14 protein-coding genes are annotated in these 17,499 nt (G+C 71.6%); 11 read left to right on the top strand and 3 right to left on the bottom strand.

The genetic code is table 11. The features are described 5' to 3' along the window. Positions 1-45 precede the first annotated feature (45 nt). On the top strand, positions 46-1,086 hold the full coding sequence (locus tag ACFW2Y_RS11110) for a 3-isopropylmalate dehydrogenase (protein ID WP_384876489.1): 1,041 nt from the start codon (positions 46-48) through the stop codon (positions 1,084-1,086). Positions 1,087-1,347: 261 nt separating this feature from the next. Continuing rightward, positions 1,348-2,436: a branched-chain amino acid aminotransferase gene (locus ACFW2Y_RS11105; protein ID WP_384876487.1), complete on the top strand. Its 1,089-nt coding sequence runs from the start codon at positions 1,348-1,350 to the stop codon at positions 2,434-2,436. 145 nt (positions 2,437-2,581) lie between these two features. Here ACFW2Y_RS11105 and ACFW2Y_RS11100 read toward each other — a convergent pair whose 3' ends face one another. Next, on the bottom strand, positions 2,582-4,030 hold the full coding sequence (locus ACFW2Y_RS11100; RefSeq protein WP_384876485.1) for a cytosine permease: 1,449 nt from the start codon (positions 4,028-4,030) through the stop codon (positions 2,582-2,584). Between the two features lie 146 nt (positions 4,031-4,176). Here ACFW2Y_RS11100 and ureA point away from each other — a divergent pair, with 146 nt between their 5' ends. From ureA to ACFW2Y_RS11065, 7 genes are all read left to right on the top strand, one after another. Further along, positions 4,177-4,863, top strand: a complete 687-nt coding sequence (ureA, locus tag ACFW2Y_RS11095) for an urease subunit gamma (RefSeq protein ID WP_384876484.1) — start codon at positions 4,177-4,179, stop codon at positions 4,861-4,863. After that, entirely contained in the window at positions 4,863-6,545 is a 1,683-nt protein-coding gene (locus ACFW2Y_RS11090) for an urease subunit alpha (RefSeq protein ID WP_384876482.1), read from the top strand. Before ureA ends, ACFW2Y_RS11090 begins: the two co-directional genes overlap by 1 nt. A gap of 10 nt (positions 6,546-6,555) precedes the next feature. After that, on the top strand, positions 6,556-7,572 hold the full coding sequence (locus tag ACFW2Y_RS11085; RefSeq protein ID WP_384876480.1) for an agmatine/peptidylarginine deiminase: 1,017 nt from the start codon (positions 6,556-6,558) through the stop codon (positions 7,570-7,572). Between the two features lie 115 nt (positions 7,573-7,687). After that, entirely contained in the window at positions 7,688-8,233 is a 546-nt protein-coding gene (locus tag ACFW2Y_RS11080; RefSeq protein ID WP_384876543.1) for a TetR/AcrR family transcriptional regulator, read from the top strand. A gap of 73 nt (positions 8,234-8,306) precedes the next feature. Then, entirely contained in the window at positions 8,307-9,635 is a 1,329-nt protein-coding gene (locus ACFW2Y_RS11075) for an MFS transporter (RefSeq protein ID WP_384876478.1), read from the top strand. Between the two features lie 281 nt (positions 9,636-9,916). Further along, positions 9,917-11,533, top strand: a complete 1,617-nt coding sequence (gene cimA, locus ACFW2Y_RS11070) for a citramalate synthase (RefSeq protein ID WP_384876476.1) — start codon at positions 9,917-9,919, stop codon at positions 11,531-11,533. A 53-nt stretch (positions 11,534-11,586) separates the two neighbouring features. Further along, positions 11,587-12,942, top strand: coding sequence for a hypothetical protein (locus tag ACFW2Y_RS11065; protein WP_384876474.1), 1,356 nt, complete (start codon positions 11,587-11,589; stop codon positions 12,940-12,942). A gap of 73 nt (positions 12,943-13,015) precedes the next feature. Here the strand turns inward: ACFW2Y_RS11065 and dnaN are convergent, their stop codons facing one another. Together dnaN and ACFW2Y_RS11055 are read right to left on the bottom strand one after the other, a co-directional pair. Continuing rightward, on the bottom strand, positions 13,016-14,119 hold the full coding sequence (gene dnaN, locus ACFW2Y_RS11060) for a DNA polymerase III subunit beta (RefSeq protein ID WP_384876471.1): 1,104 nt from the start codon (positions 14,117-14,119) through the stop codon (positions 13,016-13,018). A 239-nt stretch (positions 14,120-14,358) separates the two neighbouring features. After that, positions 14,359-14,970: a YceI family protein gene (locus ACFW2Y_RS11055; RefSeq protein WP_384876469.1), complete on the bottom strand. Its 612-nt coding sequence runs from the start codon at positions 14,968-14,970 to the stop codon at positions 14,359-14,361. A gap of 472 nt (positions 14,971-15,442) precedes the next feature. On the opposite strand from ACFW2Y_RS11055, the gene ACFW2Y_RS11050 reads away from it, so the two are divergent. Together ACFW2Y_RS11050 and ACFW2Y_RS11045 are read left to right on the top strand one after the other, a co-directional pair. Continuing rightward, positions 15,443-17,026 (top strand): acyl-CoA carboxylase subunit beta, encoded by a 1,584-nt coding sequence (locus tag ACFW2Y_RS11050; RefSeq protein ID WP_384876467.1) that lies wholly within the window; start codon positions 15,443-15,445, stop codon positions 17,024-17,026. 14 nt (positions 17,027-17,040) lie between these two features. Next, the gene (locus tag ACFW2Y_RS11045) at positions 17,041-17,241 is read left to right on the top strand and encodes an acyl-CoA carboxylase subunit epsilon (RefSeq protein ID WP_384876465.1); all 201 of its coding nucleotides are present in this window, start codon (positions 17,041-17,043) and stop codon (positions 17,239-17,241) included. The last annotated feature ends 258 nt before the right edge of the window (positions 17,242-17,499 follow it).

The following is a 17,499-nucleotide window of genomic DNA, read 5'->3' as shown; positions in this document are numbered from 1 at the left end:
CGGACAAGCCGTGTCAGACGATGGGACGAAGAGTAGGGTGCCGACATGTCTCACAGCATCAATCTCGCAGTCATTCCCGGCGACGGCATCGGCCAGGAGGTCGTGGCCGAGGGCCTCAAGGTCCTCGCGGCCGTCCTTCCCCAGGACGTGAAGCTGGAGACCCAGGAGTACGACTTCGGCGCCAAGCGCTACCACGCCACCGGTGAGACCCTCACCGACGCCGACCTCGACTCCCTCAAGAAGCACGACGCCATCCTGTTGGGTGCCATCGGCGACCCGTCGGTCCCCTCCGGCGTCCTGGAGCGGGGCTTCCTGCTGAAGCTCCGCTTCGCCTTCGACCACCACGTCAACCTGCGTCCCTCGAAGCTCCTCCCCGGTGTCGCCACTCCGCTCGCCGGGCAGCCCGCGATCGACTTCGTGGTGGTCCGCGAGGGCACCGAGGGGCCGTACACGGGCAACGGCGGCACCATCCGCACCGGCACCCCGCACGAGGTCGCCACCGAGGTCTCGGTCAACACCGCCTTCGGCGTCGAGCGCGTGGTCCGGGACGCCTTCGCCCGGGCCCAGGCCCGCCCGCGCAAGAAGCTGACGCTGGTCCACAAGAACAACGTGCTGACCTTCGCCGGTCACCTCTGGACGAACACCTTCGCCAAGGTGGCCGCCGAGTACCCCGAGGTCACCACCGACTACCTGCACGTCGACGCCGCGACGATCTTCCTCGTCACCGACCCGGCCCGCTTCGACGTGATCGTCACCGACAACCTTTTCGGCGACATCATCACCGACCTCGCCGCGGCCGTCTCCGGCGGCATCGGCGTCGCCGCTTCCGGCAACATCAACCCGAGCGGCGAGTTCCCCTCGATGTTCGAGCCGGTGCACGGCTCCGCGCCGGACATCGCGGGCCAGGGCAAGGCCGACCCCACGGCCACCGTCCTCTCCGTCGCCCTCCTGCTCCGTCACCTCGGCTACGAGGCCGAGGCCGCCCGGGTCGAGGCGGCCGTCGCGGCCGACCTCACCGAGCGCGGCGACCGGGCCCGCACGACGGGCCAGATCGGCGACGCGCTCGCCGCGCGAGTAGCGAGCTGACCCGCGCCGACTGACACACGACAGCAGCCGCCGGGTCGCACCAGCGCCCGGCGGCCGTCCTCCACGCGGTCCCGGGACGCACTCCACAGAACCCCGGACCGCGTTCACCCGTTTCCCGCACCGGTCCCTGCGAGCGATAATCGAACGTGGGGCCGCGGTACACGGGCATGCCCGGACGCCGCTTCGTCGGGGACGGAAGTCTCCGACGTCGGCGTACGCGCGCGCGGTCCTCTCCACACAACCGGTGAAGGACACGCACTCATGACGACGCCCACGATCGAGCTCAAGCCCTCCTCCAGCCCGCTGTCCGCCGCGGAGCGCGAGGCGATCCTGGCCAACCCGGGATTCGGCCGCCACTTCACCGACCACATGGTCACCATCCGGTGGACCGAGGGCCGGGGATGGCACGACGCCCAGCTCGTGCCCTACGGCCCGCTCTCCCTGGACCCGGCGACGAACGTCCTGCACTACGCGCAGGAGATCTTCGAGGGCCTGAAGGCCTACCGCCGCCCCGACGGATCGGTCGCCACCTTCCGCCCCGATGCCAACGGCCGCCGCTTCCAGGCCTCGGCCCACCGCCTCGGCATGCCCGAGCTGCCGGTCGAGACCTTCGTCGAGGCCTGTGACGTTCTCGTCCGGCAGGACGAGGCGTGGGTTCCGGCGCACGGCGGCGAGGACTCGCTCTACCTGCGTCCGTTCATGATCGCCACCGAGGTCGGCCTCGGCGTCCGCCCGGCCAACGAGTACCTCTTCGTCGTCATCGCCTCGCCCGCCGGCCCGTACTTCCCCGGCGGCGTCAAGCCGGTCTCCATCTGGGCCTCCGAGGACCGCGTCCGCGCCGTCCCCGGCGGCGTGGGCGACGCCAAGACCGGCGGCAACTACGCGGCCTCCCTGCTCGCGCAGGCCGAGGCGGCGGCCAAGGGCTGTGACCAGGTCTGCTACCTCGACGCGGTCGAGCACAAGTGGGTCGAGGAACTCGGCGGCATGAACCTGTACTTCGTCTACGGCAACAAGATCGTCACGCCGACCCTCACCGGTTCGCTGCTCGCGGGCATCACCCGTGACTCCCTCCTCAAGGTCGCCGCGGACCTCGGCTACGAGTCCGAGGAGGCCCGCGTCTCCATCGACCAGTGGCAGGCCGACACCGAGAACGGCACCCTCACCGAGGTCTTCGCCTGCGGCACCGCGGCCGTCATCACCCCGGTCGGCACCGTCAAGTCGGCCCGCGGCGAGTGGCAGCAGTCGGGCGGCGAGCCCGGCGAGGTCACGATGAAGCTGCGCGAGGCGCTGCTCGCCATCCAGACGGGCAAGGCCGAGGACGTCCACGGCTGGATGCACGAACTGGGCTAGGGCGCGTGCCTCCGCCGCCCGGTGTCGGCGGCGGCGGAGGCCGGACGCAAAGGGGCCTCCCGGATCCCGGTCGCTTCGCGACCCGGGCTTCCGAGAGGCCCCTTGCCCGTGTCCGGGGGCCGGCCGCGCCCCCGGGAGGGGACGTTCAGCCCCGGGCCGGGGCCCGCTGCTCCTCCGCCGTGGCCACGGGCTCCGCGACCGTCGCCGCCGTCGCGCCGGCCCCGCTCGGTGTCAGGACGGCGTACAGGACTCCGCCGACGATGCCCGACAGCACGAAGCTGCAGTCGATCCCGCCGGTCAGGGCGAGCAGCGGCCCTTCGTAGAGCGGGGTCGACACCGCGGCCAGCCCGACCAGTGCACCGATGGCCCAGGAGGCGGTGGCGCGCGGGTGCCAGCCCGCCGAGAACCAGTAGATCCCGCCGCGGGAACGGTTGTTGAAGACCTGGAGCGCCTCGGGGTCGTAGGCGCCCCGGCAGCGTGCGTGTCCGATCAGGGTGATCACCGCCCACGGGGTGCCGATCGCGGTGAGCAGCAGGACGAACGAGGTCATCGCCGTCTGGGCGTCCGAGGCGAAGTGGCCGAGGAAGACGAAGGCCGTCGCCACGGCGGCGACCACCAGGGTGGCCCGCGCACGGGTGGCCTTCGGCAGGATCGCGTCGAGGTCCAGGCCCATGGAGTACAGCATCAGGCCGGCGTTGCCGACGGAGCCGGCGGTGGCTGCGATCAGCAGCGGCACGAGGTACCAGACCGGGGACGCGGCCACGAGCGGGCCCGCGTAGTCGAGGCCGCCGCGGGCCGCCAGGGCGGTGAAGGTGCCGAAGAGCTGCGGGACGAGCAGGCCCACGACCAGGCCCAGACAGGTGGCCCGCCACACGGTTCGGGGGGCGTGCCGTTCCGGGGAGATGTAGCGGGTGTAGTCGCCGAGCAGGGTGATGAAGGCGACCGGCCCGCTGAGGCCCGCGGCCACCGCCGAGAGCAGCCAGGTCGGCCAGAATGAGTCCAGCAGGTACGGGGTCTCCGGCACCGCCGCCGTGGTGAAGTCCCCTGCGTAGGCGACCAGGCCGATGGCGAGGAGCACCGTCATGCCGATGGCGAGTGCCTTGCTGAGCCGGAGCAGCAGTCGGTAGCCGTACACCGCGCCGACCACGGTGCAGGCGGCGAGGAACGCGTAGACGAGCGTGTGGACGGCGCCGCCGGTCGGCAGTCCGACCAGGCGCGCCAGGGTGCCCACCATGACGTCGCCGCCGATCCAGAGGGTCAGGGCGGTGTAGCCCAGGGAGAGCAGCAGGCCGACCACCGAGCCGACCAGTCGGCCGCGGACGCCGAAGAAGGCTCCGGAGGAGGTGGAGAGGTTGGTCGCGGTGCGGAGCGAAATGAGCGCCAGCGGGGCGGTGACGGCGACTCCGACGAGGGTGCCGGCGACGACGGAGGTGACCGAGGCCCAGAAGCCGAGGCCGAAGGAGACCGGCAGCCAGCCGAAGACGATCACCCCCAGGCAGAGGTTGGAACCGAGCAGGATCGAGATGAGGTCACGGGGGCCGCTGGTGCGTTCGGCCTCGGGGATGGTGTCGACTCCGCGCTGTTCTATCGGCATGAGGACTCCCTGCGGGGGCTGGCGGAACTTTTAGAGCGGCGCTCAATGTGGCCTAAGCCAGTCGGTGACGTCAATGCTTGGAAGCTCACGTCTTAACATTTAGAGTGTTGCTCAAACGTGTCGCAATTGCAGGAGGTGTTTGGGGAGTGAGACTGACCCCCACGGAACGCGACCGGCTGCTCCTCTTCGGTGCCGCCGAGCTCGCCCGCGCCCGACGGGCCCGCGGCCTGCGGCTCAACGTCCCCGAGGCGACCGCGCTCATCGCTGACACCGTCTGTGAGGCGGCCCGCGACGGCAAGCGACTCGCCGAGGCGATCGAAGCGGCCCGCTCCGTCCTCGGTCCTGACGACGTCCTGCCCGGCGTCGCCGACGTGGTCACCGAGGTCCACGTCGAGGCCGTCTTCGACGACGGCTCGCGGCTCGCCGTCGTCTCCGACCCGATCGGCGGAGGCGCCCTGGGGGACGGGGCGCCGGGCGCACTGCTGCCCGGGCCCGAGCACCCAGAGCCGGAACCCGCCGTCCGGCTGAGCGTGCGGAACACCGCCACCGTGCCCGTCAGCGTGACCTCGCACTTCCACTTCTTCGAGGCGAACCCGCGCCTCGACTTCGACCGCGCCGCCGCCTACGGCATGCGCCTGGCCATCCCGGCCGGTGCCTCCTTCCGCTTCGACCCGGGCGGCGAGGCCGAGGTGGGACTCCTGCCGATCGGCGGCGCCCGCGTCGCCATCGGCTTCGCGGGCCTGGTCGACGGCCCGCTGGACGCGCCCGGCGCCAAGGAAGAAGCCCTGCGCAGGGCGCGGGCGTGCGGCTACCTGGGAATCGAGGACGACTGATGGACCCCTACGAGTACGCATCCGTGCACGGCCCCCGCGCCGGCGACCGCATCGTCCTGGGCGACTCAGGGCTCGTCGTCCGGGTCGAGTCGGACTCCCAGAAGCCCGGCGACGAGTTCCTCGCCGGCTTCGGCAAGACCGCCCGCGACGGGCTCCACCTCAAGGCCGCCGCCGTCCGCGAGACCTGTGACGTGGTCATCAGCAACGTCCTGGTGATCGACGCCGTGCAGGGCATCCGCAAGGTCTCCGTCGGCATCCGCGAGGGCCGCATCCACGCCATCGGGCGCGCCGGCAACCCCGACACCCTCGACGGCGTCGACGTGGTCGTCGGCACCGGCACCTCCATCGTCTCCGGCGAGGGCCTCATCGCCACCGCGGGAGCCGTCGACACCCACGTCCACCTGCTCTCCCCCCGGATCATGGAGGCCTCGCTCGCGAGCGGCGTCACCACGGTCATCGGCCAGGAGTTCGGCCCGGTGTGGGGCGTCGGCGTCAACTCGCCCTGGGCCCTCAAGCACGCCTTCAACGCCTTCGACGCATGGCCGGTCAACATCGGCTTCCTCGCCCGGGGTTCGTCCTCGGACCCGGCGCCCCTCGTCGAGGCGCTCGCCGAGGGCGGGGCGTCCGGCTTCAAGGTCCACGAGGACATGGGCGCCCACACCCGTGCCCTGGACACGGCCCTCAGGGTGGCCGAGGAGCACGACGTCCAGGTGGCGCTGCACAGCGACGGCCTGAACGAGTGCCTGTCCGTGGAGGACACCCTCCGCGTCCTGGAGGGCCGTACGATCCACGCCTTCCACATCGAGGGCTGCGGCGGCGGACACGTCCCCAACGTCCTGAAGATGGCGGGCGTGCCGAACGTCATCGGCTCCTCCACCAACCCGACCCTGCCCTTCGGCCGCGACGCGGTCGCCGAGCACTACGGGATGATCGTCTCCGTCCACGACCTGAAGACCGACCTGCCCGGTGACGCGGCGATGGCGCGCGACCGGATCCGGGCCGGGACGATGGGAGCGGAGGACGTCCTGCACGACCTCGGTGCGATCGGGATCACCTCCTCCGACGCACAGGGGATGGGAAGGGCCGGCGAGACCGTACGCCGGACCTTCGCCATGGCCGGGAAGATGAAGGCCGAACTGGGCCCGCTGGAGGGCGACGGCGCGCACGACGACAACGCGCGCGTCCTGCGCTACATGGCCAAGCTCACCATCAACCCGGCGATCGCCCACGGCCTCGCCCACGAGATCGGTTCGATCGAGGTCGGGAAGCTCGCCGACGTCGTGCTGTGGCGGCCCGAGTTCTTCGGCGCCAAGCCGCAGCTGGTGCTGAAGTCCGGCTTCCCCGCGTACGGGGTCGTGGGCGATCCGAACGCCGCCACCGACACCTGCGAGCCGCTCGTCCTCGGGCCGCAGTTCGGTGCCCACGGGGCCACGGCCGCCGACATCTCCGTCGCCTTCGTCGCGCAGGCCGCCGTCGACCTCGGATCCGACGCCATGCCGACCCGCCGCCGTCGGGTCGCCGTGCGCGGCACGCGCGGCATCGGCCCCGCCGACCTGCGGCTCAACTCCCGCGTCGGTGACGTGCAGGTCGACGGCCGGACGGGCCTCGTCTCGCTCGACGGTTCCCCGATCCGCTCCGAGGCAGCCGAGTCCATCTCCCTCAACCGCCTCTACTTCCTCTAGGACGTGACCCATGACCTTCCGCATGCCCGCCGAGTGGACGCCGCACGAGCGCACCTGGATGGCCTGGCCCAGCCCCAACCCCACCTTCACCAACGAGGAGGAGCTCACCGAGGCCCGTACGGCCTGGGCGGCGGTGGCCCGTGCCGTCCGCCGCTTCGAGCCGGTGACGATGGTCGTCGCCCCCGGCGACGCCGCGTCGGCCCGGGAACTCCTCGGCGCGGACGTCGACCTCGTGGAGCGCGAGCTCGACGACGCCTGGATGCGGGACATCGGGCCGACCTTCGTCACGGACGGCACCGAGCTCGCTGCGGTGGACTGGGTCTTCAACGGCTGGGGCGCCCAGGACTGGGCCCGCTGGGAACACGACTCCAAGATCGCCCGGCACGTCGCGGACGTCGCGGGGGTCCCCGTGCTGTCCTCCCCGCTGGTGAACGAGGGCGGTGCGATCCACGTCGACGGCGAGGGCACGGTGCTGTTGACCGACACCGTCCAGCTCGGTGCCGGCCGCAACCCCGAGTGGACGCGCGAGCAGGTCGAGAAGGAGGTCCACGCGCGGCTCGGCACGACCAAGGCGATCTGGCTCCCGCACGGCCTCGCCGGTGACTACGGCCTCTACGGCACCCAGGGCCACGTCGACATCGTCGCCGCCTTCGCCCGTCCCGGCACCGTCCTGGTCCACAGCCAGCAGGACCCGACCCACCCCGACTACGAGCGCTCCCGGATGTACGTGAACGTCCTGCGCGGCCAGACCGATGCCCAGGGCCGGCCGCTGGAGGTCGTCGAGGTCCCGGCCCCGACCGTGCTCAAGGACGAGGAGGGCGACTGGGTCGACTACTCGTACATCAACCACTACCTGTGCAACGGCGGCGTCGTCCTGTGCGCCTTCGACGACCCCCACGACGAGCTGGCCGCCGAGATCTTCCGCCGGCTCTTCCCTGAGCGCGAGGTCGTCCTGGTCGACGCCCGCACGATCTTCGCGGGCGGCGGCGGCATCCACTGCATCACGCAGCAGCAGCCGCGGGTCTGAGCGCGACGGCGGGGTGGGGTAGAACATACGGGTGAGTCAGAGCAGCAGCCCGCGGTCCCACCCCCGCCGTCGCCACCAGGCAGCCCCGCCCCGGGAGGACGTGCTCGCCGCGGCCATGGACACCATCGCCGAGCGCGGGCTCGACGGGCTCACCATGGCCGGCCTGGGCCGGCAGGTGGGGATGAGCAGCGGGCACCTGCTGTACTACTTCCGCACCAAGGACGAGCTGCTGCTGCAGACCCTGGAGTGGAGCGAGGGGCGACTCGGTGCCGAGCGGAGTGCCCTGCTGTCCCGTCCCGGGACGGCGCGGGACCGGCTCGACGGCTACGTCGACGTGTACGTGCCCCAAGGGCCCCGCGATCCGCACTGGACGCTCTGGTTGGAGGTCTGGAACCGGTCCCAGAACGCCGATGGCGACGCCCGCGCCCGGCAGGCCGCCATCGAAGGCGCCTGGCACCGGGACCTCGTGGCGATCCTCGCCGAAGGGGTGTCCCGCGGGGAGTTCCGGGCGGTCGACCCCGACCGCTTCGCCACCCGGATGCGCGCCCTGCTCGACGGTTTCAGCGTGCACGTCGCTGTCGGCATCCCCGGCACCGGAAGGGACCAAGTCCTCGACCACGTGGGCGAGTTCATCACCGAAACACTGCTCTCGCGACCATAAGGCACGCAAGTACTCCCGATCGTTGCCGGCACGGCCTTGTGGCCCGCGGAAGCGGTCCGGCACCGTCCTGCCCATGGGACGAGAGCACGGGAAGAAGATCTGGGCCGGCTCCGCGGGCAATGCGGTCGAGTGGTTCGACTGGTTCGTCTACGCCAGCTTCGCCCCCTACTTCGCGGGCGCCTTCTTCCCCGAGGGAAACGAAACCGCCAAGCTGATGAACACCGCCGGCATCTTCGCCGTCGGCTTCTTCATGCGCCCCGTCGGCGGTTGGCTCCTCGGCCGGGTCGGCGACCGGAAGGGGCGCAAGACGGCGCTCACTCTGACCGTCACCCTGATGTCGGCCTCCGCCGTCCTGATCGCCGCCGCGCCGACCTACGCCGTCGCGGGCTACGGCGGCGCCGTCGTCCTCCTGGTCGCCCGCCTCCTCCAGGGCCTCTCCGTCGGCGGCGAGTACGCGGCCAGCGCGACCTACCTCACCGAGGCGTCCGCGCCGCGCCACCGCGGCTTCGCGTCCAGCTTCCAGTACGTGTCGATGACCGTCGGCCAGCTCTTCGGGCTCGGTCTGCTGCTGGCCCTCCAACACACCCTTTCCGCCGGGGCCCTGCACTCCTGGGGCTGGCGCGTCCCGTTCGCGGTCGGAGCCCTCGGCGCCGCCGTCGTCTTCTACCTGCGCCGCACCATGCTGGAGACCGAGGTGTACGAGGAGGCCGCCGGGCGCGGCGTCGCTCCCGGTCGACAGGGCACCCTCCGGGCGCTGTGGGCGCACCGGCGGGAGGCCTTCCTCGTCCTCGCGCTCACCATGGGCGGGACCGTGGCGTACTACACGTACACCACCTACCTCACCAAGTACCTCGCGAACTCCGCCGGGCTCCCGAAACAGACCGCGACCCTGGTCTCCTTCTGTGCCCTGGCCGTCTTCGCCTGCCTCCAGCCGCTCGCCGGCCGGCTCTCCGACCGGATCGGCCGCCGTCCGCTCCTCGTCGCCTTCGCGGCCGGCTCGACCCTCCTCACCGTGCCGATCATGACGATGCTGCGGCACGCGGGCTCCTTCTGGCCGGCCCTCGGCCTCTCCCTCCTCGCCCTCGTGGTCGTCACCGGCTACACCTCGATCAACGCCTGTGTGAAGGCCGAGCTCTTCCCGACCGGCGTCCGCGCCCTCGGCGTGGCCCTCCCGTACGCGGTCGCCAACGCCCTCTTCGGCGGCACCGCCGAGTACGTGGCCCTCTGGTTCAAGGACGCCGGGGTCGAGTCGGGTTTCTTCTGGTACGTGGCGGGTTGTTCCGCCGTGTCCCTGGTCGTCTACCTCACGATGCGGGAGACCCGGGACGCCGACCTGTCCCGGGTGGGTGCCGCGGGGCGCGATCCGGTCGGCCGGGGGCGAGATCGTCTGCCCGTATCGTGAGACCGCCGTCCCGGTCGCGTCCGACCTGTGACAGACTTCCGGCGTGCTCGCTACCACGATGATTATCGGCAGCGGCGCGCCGGTCCGCAGTGGCCACTGAATCGCGGAACAACCCCGCGGCAGTGGACACCGTGCCCCAGACCCGCGCGCAGACCTCTCGCACCCGCGAGGGGTTTTTTCGTTTTCCGGCCCCACCCGTGCCGGAAACGGACGGCGCGTGAGAATGGGGGCAAGTGGATCCATACCTTCCGGACCCACATCCGACAGGAGCCATCACAGCCATGACCACGGAGAACGCCGAGGGCCCCCGCCCCGACGACAGCTTCCACGTCTTCGACACGACGCTGCGCGACGGGGCGCAGCGTGAAGGCATCAACCTCACCGTCGCGGACAAGCTGACCATCGCCCGGCACCTCGACGAGTTCGGCGTGGGCTTCATCGAGGGCGGCTGGCCCGGCGCCAACCCGCGCGACACGGAGTTCTTCGCCCGCGCCCGGCAGGAGATCGCGTTCAAGCACGCACGCCTCGTCGCCTTCGGTGCCACCCGTCGGGCGGGCGGCAAGGCCGCCGAGGACCCGCAGGTCAAGGCGCTCCTCGACTCCGGTGCCCCGGTGATCACGCTCGTCGCCAAGTCGCACGACCGGCACGTGGAACTCGCCCTGCGTACCACCCTCGACGAGAACCTGGAGATGGTCCGGGACACCGTCTCCCACCTGACCTCCCAGGGGCGTCGGGTCTTCGTCGACTGCGAGCACTTCTTCGACGGCTACAAGGCGAACCCGGACTACGCCAAGGCGGTGGTCCGCGCCGCGCACGAGGCCGGTGCCGACGTCGTCATCCTCTGCGACACCAACGGCGGCATGCTTCCCGCCCAGGTCCAGGCGGTCGTCTCGACCGTCATCGCCGACACCGGTGCCCGCCTCGGCATCCACGCCCAGGACGACACGGGCTGCGCCGTCGCCAACACCCTCGCCGCCGTCGACGCGGGCGCCACCCACGTCCAGTGCACCGCCAACGGCTACGGAGAGCGGGTCGGCAACGCCAACCTCTTCCCCGTCGTCGCGGCCCTCGAGCTCAAGTACGGCAAGAGGGTGCTGCCCGGGGGCGCCCTCGCGGAGATGACCCGCATCTCCCACGCCATCGCCGAGGTCGTCAACCTGACCCCCTCCACCCACCAGCCGTACGTCGGCGTCTCCGCCTTCGCCCACAAGGCCGGTCTGCACGCCTCCGCGATCAAGGTCGACCCCGACCTCTACCAGCACATCGACCCCGAGCTGGTCGGCAACACCATGCGGATGCTCGTCTCCGACATGGCCGGCCGTGCCTCCATCGAGCTCAAGGGCAAGGAGCTCGGCGTCGACCTGGGCGACGACCGGGAACTCATCGGCCGGGTCGTGGAGCGGGTCAAGGAGCGCGAGCTCAAGGGCTACACCTATGAGGCCGCGGACGCCTCCTTCGAGCTGTTGCTCCGCGAGGAGGCCGAGGGGCGGGCCCGTCGTTACTTCCGCACGGAGTCCTGGCGCGCGATCGTCGAGGACCGTCCGGACGGAACCCACGCCAACGAGGCCACCGTCAAGCTGTGGGCCAAGGGCGAGCGGATCGTCGCCACGGCGGAGGGCAACGGTCCGGTCAACGCCCTGGACCGGGCGATGCGGGTGGCCCTGGAGCGGATCTACCCGCAGCTCGCCAAGTTCGAGCTGGTCGACTACAAGGTCCGCATCCTGGAGGGACGCCACGGGACCGAGTCCACGACCCGCGTCCTGGTCACCACGAGCGACGGCAACGCCGAGTGGTCCACGGTCGGCGTCGCCGAGAACGTCATCGCGGCGTCCTGGCAGGCCCTGGAGGACGCCTTCACCTACGGTCTGCTGCGGGCCGGTGTGGACCCCGCGGAGTGACCTCGTACCGTCCGGTTATGCGTGTTTTGCCCGGATGTGGGTAGCTTCACCTCATGAGGACCAGGGCGATGTCCACGGGGTCGGCCCTCGGCGGGCTGGTACTCCTCCTGCTCCTGGCCCTGGCGCCCCTCGCGGTCGCCAGGGCCACGGGCGTCCCCGACGTGGCCGCCGCCCTCAAACAGGGCCCGGTGTACGTCGACCCCGGCGCCGCCGACCAACTCTCCCGGGCCGATGCGGACGCGCTCGCGCAGAAGATCAAGGACGCGAACAAACCGCTCTTCATGGCGGTGCTGCCGGCGAACGAGCAGTTCCCGCCAGAAGGGCTGCTGCAGGACCTGCGGACCCGGACCGGGATCACCGGCCTGTACGCGATCCGCCTCGGCGACGGCTTCAACGCGGGCGCCGACCCCTCGGTGATGTCCGAGCAGGCCGTGCAGAACCTCGTCACCGCCGTGCGCCAGCCGGGCGTCGATGCCGCCACCGAGCTGAACGACTTCGCCGATCAGGCCCTGCCCACCCTCCGCGGTTCCGCCCCCGCCTCCTGGGGTTCCGTCGGTACGGACTCCGGGGTTCCGGTCGCCGCACTCGTGACGCTCGGATCGGTCCTCGCCGTCAGTGGCGCCGGTGCCTACGCGGTGGTGCGGCGCAACCGGCTCCGCAAGGAGGCCGAGGAGCGCGCCGCCCTCGACCGGCTCCGGGTGGTCGTGGACGAGGACATCACCGCCTTCGGCGAGGAACTGGAGCGCCTGGACTTCCACCCGGCCGAGGCCGGCGCCGACGACGCCATGCGCGGCGACTACGAACGCGCCCTCGACTCGTACGACCGGTCCAAGTCCCTCATGGGGGCGGTGGCCCGCCCGCACGAGGTCCGCGAGGTCACCCGAGCCCTGGAGGACGGGCGCTTCTCCCTCGCCGTCCTCGCCGCCCGCCGGGAGTCCCGACCGCTTCCGGAGCGCCGGCCCCCGTGCTTCTTCGACCCCCGTCACGGCCCCGCCGTCGACGACCGGACCTGGACCCCGAGCGGCGGCGCCCCCCGAGAGGTCCCCGTCTGCGCCGCCGATGCCTCCCGTCTGGACGACGGCCTCGACCCCGCCGCCCGCACCGTCGACACGGACACCGGGCGCCGGCCCTACTGGGAGGCCGGCCCCGCCTACGGCCCCTGGGCAGGTGGCTATTTCGGCGGCGGGATGCTCCCCGGCCTCCTCATGGGCACCATGCTCGGCTCCATGCTCTCCAGCCCCGCCTACGCCTCCGAGTACGGCGGCACCGACTTCGAGGGCTTCCAGGGCGGCGACTTCTCCGGTGCCGAGTTCGACTCGTCCGGCTTCGGGTCGAACGACTTCGGCGGTGGATTCGGCGGCGGGGACTTCGGCGGCGGCGGCGGTGGATTCGACGGCGGGGGTTTCTGACGCGAGGGGCCGCTGGGCCCGGTGCCCCGCACGGGGAGCGCCTCGGGCCCGGACCGCGGGGGGCCGCCCCCGATCAGGGCGACGGCTTCACCGACATCAGCAGATGGCGGTGGGTGGCGTCCGGGCCGTCCGTCAACAGGGCGCGCTGACCGGGGCCCAGGAGGTGGAAGTGGACCTCGGGCGAGTCCAGCGAGCCCAGCGCGTCCAGGAGGTAGCCCGGGTTGAAGGCGACGGTCAGAGACTCGGCACCGGTGAGGGCGGCGGGGAGGAGCTGGGAGGCCACGTCGTCCTCGCAGCCCGCGCGGAGGTGGAGGCTCGTGGGGGAGAAGGCCAACTGGACCGGACCGTCGCCCTCTGCCACGACCGCGACCCGCTTGACGGCCTCCGCCAGCGGGGCCCGCTCGGTGACCGCGAGAGAGGGGGCGCCGAGGGCGAAGAGCTTGTCGTGGCGGGGCAGCTGCCCGTCGAGCAGCCGGGTCGTGGTGCGGGTGCCGGCTCCCTCGAAGCCGAGGGAGCCCGAGCCGAGCGCGAGGCGTGCCGTGCCGGTCCCGGCGAGGGAGCGGGCCATTTCGGTGAGGCGGCGGGTCGGGACGACCACGTCGGCGACCCCCGTGGCCCCGTCGCCCTCGGGCTTCCAGCTCAGGGTGCGGACCGCGTACCGGTAGCGGTCGGTGGCGGCCAGCGTCATCGTGGTGCCGTCCAGGGCGAGCCTCGTCCCGGTGAGGACGGGCAGCGAGTCGTCCCGGCCCGCCGCCACGGCGACCTGGCCGACCGCGGTGGCGAAGGCGTCCCCGTCCACCAGGCCGATGATCCCGGGCAGCTCGGGCGCGGCGGGGTAGTCGTCGAGGGGGAGCAGGGAGAGGCCGAAGCGGGCGTCACCGGAGGCCACCGAGAGGCGGGCGCCCTCCACGGTGAGCCCGGTGCGGCCCCGGGGGAGCACCTTGCAGATGTCGAGGAGCCGCCGGCCGAGGACCAGCGCCCGGCCCTCGACGACCGTGTCGGCCTCGACCTCGATGCGGGCCGAGGCCTCGTGGTCGAGGCCCGAGACGCGCAGCCCGCCGTCCGTAGCCTCCAGGAGCAGGCCGCCGAGGACGGGCATCGGAGAACGGGCCGGCAGGACCCGCGCGGCCCAGGCCACGGCATCGGCCAACACGGCGCTGTCGATACGCAATTCCATGGGGGCGACGCTAGTGGCCCCCACTGACAGCCGAGTCGACCTGCGCCCCCGCGCACGGCCGCACCCGCCGCCGCTTCGGCGCCATGTCCGGACCCGCCGGGTCCGGGGCGACCGGCCCGCCCCGGTCGACGTCGAGGGCGCCGCGGAGCCGGGCGTCCACGACGCCGAGCGCCCGCCTTCCGTGGTCGCGGAGGGCGGGCGCGCTCGTGTGTCCGGTGGCCGGAGGCGGCCGGAGGAGGTCAGGCGGCGTTCTTGATCGCGGAGATGTCGAAGTTCAACTTCACCTTGTCGCTGACCATCACGCCACCGGTCTCCAGGGCTGCGTTCCAGGTCAGTCCCCACGCGGAGCGGAGGATCTCGGCGGAGCCCTCGAAGCCGACGCGCTCGTTGCCGTAGACGTCGGTGGCGCTGCCGTTGAACTCCAGGTCGATGGAGAGCGGCTTGGTGACGTCCTTGATGGTGAGGTCGCCGGTGATCCGGTACTTGTCGCCGCCGAGCTGTTCGGCGCTCGTGGAGCGGAAGCTCATCAGCGGGAACTGCTCGGCGTCGAAGAAGTCGCCGCTGCGCAGGTGGCCGTCGCGGTCGCCGATGCCCGTGTCGACGGAGGCGATCTTGACGTCGATGGAGGCGGTGGAGGCGCCGGGGTTCGAGCCGTCGAGCTTCAGCGCGCCCTCGTGCTCGGCGAAGGTGCCGCGGACGTTGGTGACCATGGCGTGGCGGACGGTGAAGCCGATGCTGCTGTGCGCGGGGTCAATGGTGTAGTCGCCGGTCAGGGCGGCCAGGGCCGGGTCGACCGGAAGGGTGGCGGTGGCGACGGCGGACTCGTTGTTCTTGCGGCCGAAGAAACCCATGACATGCTCCTTGTCGGTGTTTGTTGAACCTTCAACGAGAACGACTGTAGCCCTATTCCGTTCAATATTCAACATCCATCGAGAGGGCTCTCGAACCCCTCTCGGGCGCGCGGGACCCCGCGACGCCGCCACCTCGTTGCGCATGCCGCCCGGGCCCTCCCGAGCGGGAGGGGTGCGGGGGTCGGCCGGGAGCCATCCGGCCCGGAGGGCGCTCCGCCAGGGCCCCGGTGGAGGTGCTCGCCGCCGGAACCGCGCTGCGCCCGCGGATCGCCCTCCCGGAGGGCGCGGCGCGACCCGCGGATGCAGGGGTCTCCCCCAGGTCTATGTGGGAACCCCATAAACACGGGGGGTGTCTGACTGTTGACTCACTCTGACCGGGTCCGCGTTCTGTCCGGCCCCACCAGGATTCGACACGCGAGACTGTACGGAGTCGACGGCGGGGTTTTCTTGTCTGACTTCGTAGGGTCGTCACATGACCGTTGTGGACCAGATCCCGAGCGAGCCCGCTGACGCCCGTGGCCGTGTGGCCGAGCTGCACGTCCTGCGCGAGCAGGCGCTGCGCGGCCCGAGTGACCGCGCGACCGAGGCCCAGCATGCGAAGGGCAAGCTGACCGCGCGCGAGCGCATCGAGCTGCTGCTCGACCCTGGTTCCTTCAACGAGGTCGAGCAGCTACGCCGGCACCGCGCCCAGGGCTTCGGCCTGGAGGCGAAGAAGCCCTACACCGACGGCGTCATCACCGGCTGGGGCACCGTCGAGGGCCGCACCGTCTTCGTCTACGCGCACGACTTCCGGATCTTCGGCGGTGCCCTCGGCGAGGCGCACGCCACCAAGATCCACAAGATCATGGACATGGCCATCGCGGCCGGTGCCCCGCTGGTCTCCCTCAACGACGGTGCCGGGGCCCGCATCCAGGAGGGCGTCAGCGCCCTGGCCGGGTACGGCGGCATCTTCCAGCGCAACACCAGGGCGTCCGGCGTCATCCCGCAGATCTCGGTGATGCTCGGCCCGTGCGCCGGCGGCGCGGCCTACAGCCCTGCCCTCACCGACTTCGTCTTCATGGTCCGCGAGACCTCGCAGATGTTCATCACCGGCCCCGACGTCGTCAAGGCCGTCACCGGCGAGGAGATCACCCAGAACGGCCTCGGCGGCGCCGACGTCCACGCCGAGACCTCGGGCGTCGCGCACTTCGCGTACGACGACGAGGAGACCTGCATCGCCGAGGTCCGCTACCTCCTGTCGATGCTCCCGCAGAACAACCGCGAGAACCCGCCGACCGTCGCCTCCGAGGACCCCGCCGACCGCCGCTCCGACGTCCTGCTGGACCTGGTGCCCGCCGACGGCAACCGTCCGTACGACATGCACAAGGTCATCGAGGAGCTCGTCGACGACGGCGACTACCTGGAGGTCCACGAGCGCTGGGCCCGCAACATCATCTGCGCCCTGGCGCGGCTCGACGGCCAGGTCGTCGGCATCGTCGCCAACCAGCCCCAGTCGCTGGCCGGCGTCCTCGACATCGAGGCCTCCGAGAAGGCCGCCCGCTTCGTGCAGATGTGCGACGCCTTCAACATCCCGATCATCACCCTTCTGGACGTCCCCGGCTTCCTTCCCGGCGTCGACCAGGAGCACGGTGGAATCATCAGGCACGGCGCGAAGCTGCTGTACGCGTACTGCAACGCGACCGTGCCCCGGATCTCCCTGATCCTGCGCAAGGCTTACGGCGGCGCCTACATCGTCATGGACTCGCAGTCCATCGGCGCCGACCTGACGTACGCCTGGCCCACCAACGAAATCGCGGTCATGGGCGCCGAGGGCGCCGCCAACGTGATCTTCCGCAAGCAGATCGCGGAGGCCGAGGACCCCGACGCCATGCGCGCCCGCATGGTCAAGGAGTACAAGGCCGAGCTGATGCACCCGTACTACGCGGCCGAGCGCGGCCTGGTCGACGACGTCATCGACCCCGCCGACACCCGCCAGGTACTCATCAGGTCCCTCGCGATGCTCCGCACCAAGCACGCCGACCTGCCGTCCCGCAAGCACGGCAACCCGCCTCAGTAAGAGGAGTCATCCACGTGACCACTGCCACCAACAACCTCCTCCGCGTCGAGAAGGGCCAGGCCGACCCCGAGGAGCTCGCCGCCATCACCGCGGTCCTCCTCGCCCGCGCCGCCGCACAGCCCGAGCCGGCCGCCGCCCACCACGGCCGCTCCACGGCCGGATGGCGACGCCTGGAACGCCAGTCGGGCTTCCGCGCCCCGCACAGCTGGCGCTGACCCGCGCAGCACCGAGCAGCACGAAGGGCCCCCGCTCCGAGCCGGAGCGGGGGCCCTTCGTCGTACGGACGGGCCGGTGCCGGCGGGTGCGCCCCGCCCGCAAGGGGGGCGTCTCCTCCTGCCGGCCGGGGCGCCGGAAGAAACGGAGGGGCCCCGCACGAACCTTGGGTTCTAACGGTCCTCGCAACACCCGCGATCAGTGGGAGTTACGAGGACCGTGGCCGTTGGGCGCGATGATCTTGCGGGGTTGAGGGAGCG

Source organism: Streptomyces sp. NPDC058877 (genome assembly GCF_042742855.1).
Taxonomy (GTDB): domain Bacteria; phylum Actinomycetota; class Actinomycetes; order Streptomycetales; family Streptomycetaceae; genus Streptomyces.
The sequence above is the reverse complement of the archived record's forward strand: the minus strand, read 5'-3'. Positions and strand labels throughout refer to the sequence as shown.

Coding starts and splice junctions, on each gene's coding strand:
- ACFW2Y_RS11110 (WP_384876489.1), top strand. CDS start 46: ATGTCTCACAGCATCAATCTCGCAGTCATTCCCGGCGACGGCATCGGC.
- ACFW2Y_RS11105 (WP_384876487.1), top strand. CDS start 1,348: ATGACGACGCCCACGATCGAGCTCAAGCCCTCCTCCAGCCCGCTGTCC.
- ACFW2Y_RS11100 (WP_384876485.1), bottom strand. CDS start 4,030: ATGCCGATAGAACAGCGCGGAGTCGACACCATCCCCGAGGCCGAACGC.
- ACFW2Y_RS11090 (WP_384876482.1), top strand. CDS start 4,863: ATGGACCCCTACGAGTACGCATCCGTGCACGGCCCCCGCGCCGGCGAC.
- ACFW2Y_RS11085 (WP_384876480.1), top strand. CDS start 6,556: ATGACCTTCCGCATGCCCGCCGAGTGGACGCCGCACGAGCGCACCTGG.
- ACFW2Y_RS11080 (WP_384876543.1), top strand. CDS start 7,688: ATGGACACCATCGCCGAGCGCGGGCTCGACGGGCTCACCATGGCCGGC.
- ACFW2Y_RS11075 (WP_384876478.1), top strand. CDS start 8,307: ATGGGACGAGAGCACGGGAAGAAGATCTGGGCCGGCTCCGCGGGCAAT.
- cimA (WP_384876476.1), top strand. CDS start 9,917: ATGACCACGGAGAACGCCGAGGGCCCCCGCCCCGACGACAGCTTCCAC.
- ACFW2Y_RS11065 (WP_384876474.1), top strand. CDS start 11,587: ATGAGGACCAGGGCGATGTCCACGGGGTCGGCCCTCGGCGGGCTGGTA.
- dnaN (WP_384876471.1), bottom strand. CDS start 14,119: ATGGAATTGCGTATCGACAGCGCCGTGTTGGCCGATGCCGTGGCCTGG.
- ACFW2Y_RS11055 (WP_384876469.1), bottom strand. CDS start 14,970: ATGGGTTTCTTCGGCCGCAAGAACAACGAGTCCGCCGTCGCCACCGCC.
- ACFW2Y_RS11050 (WP_384876467.1), top strand. CDS start 15,443: ATGACCGTTGTGGACCAGATCCCGAGCGAGCCCGCTGACGCCCGTGGC.